The organism is Collinsella sp. 1033st1_E11_1033SCRN_220408, from assembly GCF_039062465.1.
Lineage (GTDB): Bacteria > Actinomycetota > Coriobacteriia > Coriobacteriales > Atopobiaceae > Parolsenella.
In genome coordinates this window covers 1-1,066 of the sequence record NZ_JBCLNF010000024.1, presented here as the reverse complement: position 1 = coordinate 1,066, position 1,066 = coordinate 1, and the positions used below count along the sequence as shown (strand labels likewise).

The 1,066-nt window shown below is 53.0% G+C and carries 2 protein-coding genes; both read right to left on the bottom strand.

The genetic code is table 11. The features are described 5' to 3' along the window. The coding region (locus ABCN07_RS07970) for an MbeD family mobilization/exclusion protein (protein ID WP_343006167.1) at positions 1-218 on the bottom strand (218 nt) is incomplete at its 3' end. Positions 219-224: 6 nt separating this feature from the next. Continuing rightward, positions 225-755 carry an MbeB family mobilization protein gene (locus ABCN07_RS07965; RefSeq protein ID WP_001673158.1) on the bottom strand — a complete coding sequence of 177 codons (531 nt, stop codon included), beginning with the start codon at positions 753-755 and terminating at the stop codon, positions 225-227. Positions 756-1,066 lie beyond the last annotated feature (311 nt).

Sequence of the window (1,066 nt, the reverse complement as noted above, 5' to 3'; positions counted from 1 at the left end):
CTGTATAACTGGCTCAAGCGGTCTGTCCGCTCGCTCAAGTGCTGCACCTGCTGACTCAACTGCATGACTCGCCCGTTCAGCATCGCGTTGTCCCGTTGCGTAAGCGAAAACATTTTCTGCAATTCCACGAAGGCGTTCTCCCATTCGTTCAGCCGCTGCATATAGTCCTGTTGCAGTTGCTCTAATGCGTTCAGCAAATGTCTTTCCAGCTCCGTCATGCTCTGTCACTCCTGCACCAGTCTCACTGCGTTCAGTTTGCCGTTGTCCTTCGTCCAGTTCGTTTCGGCTTTCATCCCCTTCGGCAACACCAGAAAACGTCCGTTGCTGTCCTCGTGATAACGCACGCCCCATGTCTTCGCGTTCAGCTTCTCCAGACTCTCTTTCTGCTCGCGGAGAATATTCATATTCGCGTTTATCTTCATGCCCTGGTACCACAGCAGACTCCCGGTCGTGGCAAACATCAGTACTGAGACGATAATCAGCCACAGCCAGCGTTTCACGCTCATTTTCAGTACGGTTTTCCAGTGCGCGTCCATCGTATCGACGGTCGTTTTCTGATACCTCTCCAGCAGTTCTTTCAGGGCTGTTGTATGGTCGTTGATAGCGTTCCTGATTAAAGATTCGTTTGAGGTCAGTTCCCTGTTTACAGATTCTTCGAGCTTCCTGAACTCGTCGTTCAGCATTTTCTCTGTAGATTCGGCTCTCTCTTTCAGCTTTTTCTCGAACTCCGCGCCCGTCTGTAAAAGATTGCTCATAAAACGCTCCTTTCAGTCTGATATTCCTCCCGCCGTTCGGGTCTGCAATGCTGATACTGCTTCGCGTCACCCTGACCACTTCAAGCCCCGCCTCTGTGAGCGCCTGAATCACATCCTGACGGCCTTTTATCTCTCCGGCATGGTAAAGCGCGTCTATCCCGCGTGTGACGCCCTCAGCAAGCGCCTGTTTCGTTTCCGGCAGGTTATCAGGAAGGGTCAGCGTCCGGCGGTTCTCCGGGGCGTTGGGGTCATGCAGACCGTAATGGTGATTCACCAGCGTCTGCCAGGCATCAATTCTCGGCCTGTCTGCC

What these genes read in the sequence shown, in the direction of transcription:
- ABCN07_RS07965 (WP_001673158.1), bottom strand. Translation starts at nt 755, where the DNA reads ATGAGCAATCTTTTACAGACGGGCGCGGAGTTCGAGAAAAAGCTGAAA.